Origin of the sequence: Melioribacter sulfuriphilus, assembly GCF_051488685.1 — a bacterium.
Classification (GTDB): domain Bacteria; phylum Bacteroidota; class Ignavibacteria; order Ignavibacteriales; family Melioribacteraceae; genus Melioribacter.
The window spans coordinates 1-5,010 of record NZ_JBPSEH010000017.1; the positions used below are offsets into that span (position 1 = coordinate 1).

Consider the following 5,010-nt stretch of genomic DNA (forward strand, 5'->3'; position numbering starts at 1 on the left):
TTAATAATAAGTTATGAAGTTATTAGTCGTTCTGAAGCTGTAAGTCTTGAGAGGAAATTAAAGAAGATGAAAAATGTGGAGAAAGCCATAAAATATTTGGAAAAGTTGAAACAAGAGAAAGAAGCTGGTTCAGAACATCCCGACTAAAAGTCGGGAGGGTCGTAGGTTCGATTCCTTCAGCGCTCACTACTTTAAAGCCTTGTAAAATAATAAATTACAAGGCTTTTTTAATTTTAAAATGATTTTTCAATAAGATCATAATAATGATCTTTTAAGGAATTAGAATTATTGTTAAACTTAATTATGTGGATAAGTTACTTCTTCTTAGATTTTATAGCAATTCTCTAATTTAAATAATTCGTGTTATGTGTATAAAATTGCTCTAATTACTGTTTCTTGATACAATTGATGTTCGTTTATTCCTAAATAATAGCTAACTGATATTATTTAATATCTGTAAATTGATTAATAATTTGTTATATATATTTTTTCTGATGTTCACATTAAAAGTATTTGTTTTTTATCTACTGCAAAACTTATATTTATTGTAATCATTTTTTAATTAAAAATTATCAATTATATATCAATTATAACTAACTGAATATGAATAAAAGTTATATTGCTCACGTTAAACAAAACAACGATAATATCTGGGGAGCACCCCATTTACTAAGTGAACATTTAAAGAATGTGGGTAAACTATCAGGAATATTTGCTTCAGAATTTAATAATTCCGATTGGGGCGAATTAGTCGGCTATTTTCACGACCTTGGTAAGTTCCATTCGTATTGGCAAAAATATTTATTCTCTAAATCTATCTATCGTATTGCAGCAAGAATTGAAAGATGGAATTGTAGACAGAGTCCATTGAATAAATTTTAAAACAATAGAAAGGTTATATTATGGCTGTAGTAGAAAAATCTTATGAGGTAAAATTTGAGATTGCGGGCCCTGCTGCTATGTTTACAAGACCAGATACAGGGGCTACCCCAATCTCATATCCTGCACCTACATATTCTGCAGCAAAAGGTATGTTTGAATCGATTGCACGAATTAAGAGTGCATACATAAAACCAACAAAGGTTGAAATATGCGCTCCCATTCAATATCACCAATACACAACTAACTATCGGGGTCCTTTGCGAAAAAGCAATCAATTAAGTAAAGATAGCTCATATCAACTCTTCGCTACAATACTAGTCGATGTTTGCTACAGAATATATGGAGAAGTAGTTGAGCTGAAAAAACCAAACCCTAATGAAGTAACCACTACTAATCATTTACATCTTCTGAAAGAAAAATTTGAAAGTAGACTTAAGAACGGAAGATGGTATCATGTTCCTTGTCTTGGATGGAAGGAATTTACTCCCACCTATGTTGGCCCTTTTAGAGAAGAAACCAAAGTTGAAGAAACAATTGAACAAATTATTCCTTCAATGCTTTTTTCTGTTTTTGAAATAAATGGTGAGTATAAGCCAATTTACAAACAAAATGTTTGGATTAAGAAAGGAGTACTTGAATATGTTGAATGAAGGATATGCTTTATTTAAAAGTTTAGAACAATGTGGAATCGTACTTACAAAAAGACATCCAGATATAAAAAAGCCTGGGAAAAGAGAAGGATTAATCATTGGATTAAATAAAGAAGGTAGAGTTGAAAGAATAGAATATCGAAACAAGGAAGAAGTCTCTAGACTATGGACAACAAGAGAAGGTAACCACAATAGTTTCCCAGTATTAAAGTTACAAAGACCTATTTGGAAGGTTAATAAAGAAGATATGCTCAGAAAAAATTTGGATAATCTAAAAAAAGATGAAATTAAGAAAAGGGAAATTATTATTAGAGAGAATCGAGAACTAAATATTACGGAAATTGAAATTAATTGGTGGGAAAGACTAAAAGATAGAGTTGCAAAAATCAGACCTTTTTTTACAACAAGTGATAAAGAATATCAAGCACTTCCCGAGTTAATGAACAGATTCTTAAATTCAAACATAAATGATTTCATTAATGATTTATCAATAAAATTAAGGAGAAAAGATATTGAAATTCCCTATTCCTTGCTAGAAAACATGTTAATTGGAAACAAATGGGATAATAAAAAGCAAGAATATGTTGCTGAAACGCCATTGATCCTCGAAGTAAGTGATTGGGAAAATTTTTCTATTCGTGTAGCAAGTCCAAAATTTGAATATTTTGCCAGTATGTGTTTATTTAAGATACAAGATAATTCAGCAAACCAAGAGAATATTCATAATAAGGGACAAAGTGCACTCTCTGGAGAAGTTACAATTTTAGAGGATGATAAATTTCCTAATCCTAAACTACCAGTTATTGGTAATACTTATCTCTTTTCGGTTAATGATCAAACTCCCTGTCAAACTCGTTATAAAAAGTCTAGTACAGAAATTATTCCAATCGGGAGAAAAGAAGCAAATGCTATTCAAGATTCATTGAATTGGATTACAGAGAATTCAAGGAAAGGAAAAACCTGGTATCCAGTTCCTGGATTAAATGACAAGAAAGATTTGCTTATAGCATATATTGTGAGTAAACCAGATATAAATGTTAACAAAGCTCATTTGTTAGGTGGAGTTAGTAAAAATCAATTTAGTGAGAGTAATTATGAAGCGACTGCGAAAGCTGTTTTTGATGCATTAAAAGGGAAAGATGTTATCAGAGCTAATGATCTTATCAGAATCTTTGCTCTCCGAAAAGCAGATCCAGGTCGGACACAAGTTTCTTTTCAGCGTATTTACTCAATTTCTGAATTAATACAAGCCGATGAATTGTGGCGAATATCCGCTAAAAATCATCCTAACTATTATTTGCCTTTTTCACGAAAAGAAATAGAGAGTATAATAACTAAGCAAAACATTAAATCTGAATCTATTTCTCATTTTCTCAATAAAAAAGAATCTAATGCTGTCTTTCTTTCGCCTTGGTGTCCTTTCCCTGCAGATCTCGTCCAAATAACCCTAAAACAATGGACTAAATTTGGAAGAAGAACTAACTCAATTAATGGCATTTCATTGGGAGATGTATATGATGTTTTCTTTGATATAAGAAACCAACGAACTCAATTAACAAACAATTTATTAACTATCACTTTACAGAGAACACAATCATTACTACTAGGCTTAGGTAACGCTGATCACAAAAGTGGAATATCTATTTTTTATTCTGAAACAAAATCCAAATCATTAGAAAGTGAGGCAAAATTTACAGCATTAAAAGCAGTATCAATATTATCTATTTATTTATACAAGCTTGGAATCAAAAAGGAGTACTATATGAATGATATTTTTTTCAACATCGGACGATTCTTATCACTCGTCGACACACTTCATTTTGAATGGTGTAAATGTGTTAGAGGTGGGTATCCAGAAAAAAGTGAAAAAGAATGGAGAAAAGCAATCCCGCCTCAATTATTAGGAAGTGCACACCTTACAATTGCCCTGGATAATCCAGTATCGGCTTTTGATATCCTTTCTCGAAGAATCAATGTATATAAAGATTGGACAAGAAAGGAATCCGGTGAAAAAGTAAAGTTAGCGAGATGGGCAGTCGGAGAAATTGGAAAAATTTCAGATCTACTGGCTAAAAAAAATCTTCCAACATGTACGACAAGCATTGAAAGGGTTCAAATCCTTCTAGGATATTTGGCAAAACCAGAAAAGAAAAATGATCCAGAAATTTTTGAAGATCAACTTTCCGAGAACAATTAAAAAATCAATAATAAAAAAATGAAGGAGCTAAATATGTTAAACACAACTAACAACCCCACATTCAATAGGGTTACAGGACTTTTGGTAATTGAAGTGATAAATTCAAATCCAAATGGCGATCCTGATAAAGAAAGTGATCCTCGCCAGCGAAATGATCTGCGAGGCGAAATATCACCAGTTTCATTTAAACGAAAACTACGAGACTTAATAGAAGACAAAAAAGGCGAAGTATGGATAAATATCTCAAAGAATCTAAATCTGAATAACGGAGAATTTCATTATTCTATTTTGGAAAGTAGAGGTAGAGATCGAAATGAAATAATCAGAATGATAAAAGAAGACGAGGATAAGTTTAAAAAGGAATATTGGGATGCAAGAGTCTTTGGTAATACTTTTCTTGAAGAAGGTTCTTCAACAAGTATTAAGACAGGAGTTGTGCAATTTGGTCTTGGCGTTTCGATTTCTCCTATTCTAATTGAAAGACATACTACAACCAATAAAGCTGGGGTAGAAGAAGGGAAAGATAGAGGAATGGCTCCTCTAAGTTACAGGATAGTACAACATGGCCTTTATTGTTTACCTTTTTTTATAAATCCTTCTGTTGCTTATAAAACAGGGTGCACTTATCAGGATATTGAACTTCTGACGAAAGTGATTCCATATGCTTACACAAATACTTCATCTTATATTCGCTCACAGGTAAATATCATTCACGCTTGGTATATTGAACATAATTCCCCGCTTGGTTCTTGTTCTGACTTTGAACTAATCAAGGACTTAACACCTTATAGACTTAAAAAGGAAGATTCTGAAAAGCCATCCACATCCATAGAAGATTATTATATTCCAACCGAAAAAGATATACGTGAAGAATTGAAGAAAAAAGTAAAATCAGTAAGAGATTTGATGAAAGAGATATGATAAAAGATTGGCTTGCACATAGTAAAGCTGATAATCTGCCGGTTCCGCCTCAAACTTATAGGCAACACATTTCAGAAGTCCTGAGACGCGCTGAAAAGAACGTTCAAGGTTTAGCATCTTATTACAAAGGTGATATAAATTTTTTTAGGGAGGCGGTACGGGCGGCTGCATTATATCATGATCTCGGGAAATTAGATGAAATTAATCAAAAAGTGCTATTGAAGGGGGGTAACAAAGGACTTCCAATCAACCATGTTGATGCAGGAACGTTATATTTATTAAATGAAACCTCTGAAAAATTATCCAGAATTTAAAAACTTTTTAATGAAAAGCGTTGTAAGAGAATAAACAAAAAAGAGG

Annotated in this window: 5 protein-coding genes; all 5 read left to right on the plus strand. The window is 32.2% G+C overall.

The genetic code is table 11. The features are described from left to right. Window positions 1-603 precede the first annotated feature (603 nt). From ACSSV9_RS14495 to ACSSV9_RS14515, 5 genes are read left to right on the plus strand one after another with little or no spacing between them, the layout of a single operon-like run. The gene (locus tag ACSSV9_RS14495; protein ID WP_437347977.1) at window positions 604-882 is read left to right on the plus strand and encodes an HD domain-containing protein; all 279 of its coding nucleotides are present in this window, start codon (window positions 604-606) and stop codon (window positions 880-882) included. Window positions 883-902: 20 nt separating this feature from the next. Continuing rightward, window positions 903-1,532, plus strand: a complete 630-nt coding sequence (gene cas5, locus ACSSV9_RS14500; RefSeq protein WP_437347978.1) for a CRISPR-associated protein Cas5 — start codon at window positions 903-905, stop codon at window positions 1,530-1,532. Beyond that, window positions 1,522-3,729, plus strand: a complete 2,208-nt coding sequence (locus ACSSV9_RS14505; RefSeq protein ID WP_437347979.1) for a hypothetical protein — start codon at window positions 1,522-1,524, stop codon at window positions 3,727-3,729. Before cas5 ends, ACSSV9_RS14505 begins: the two co-directional genes overlap by 11 nt. Before the next feature lie 33 nt (window positions 3,730-3,762). After that, window positions 3,763-4,650, plus strand: a complete 888-nt coding sequence (locus tag ACSSV9_RS14510) for a type I CRISPR-associated protein Cas7 (RefSeq protein WP_437347980.1) — start codon at window positions 3,763-3,765, stop codon at window positions 4,648-4,650. Next, window positions 4,647-4,964 carry an HD domain-containing protein gene (locus ACSSV9_RS14515; RefSeq protein ID WP_437347981.1) on the plus strand — a complete coding sequence of 106 codons (318 nt, stop codon included), beginning with the start codon at window positions 4,647-4,649 and terminating at the stop codon, window positions 4,962-4,964. The genes ACSSV9_RS14510 and ACSSV9_RS14515 overlap by 4 nt, the downstream gene beginning before the upstream one ends. Window positions 4,965-5,010 lie beyond the last annotated feature (46 nt).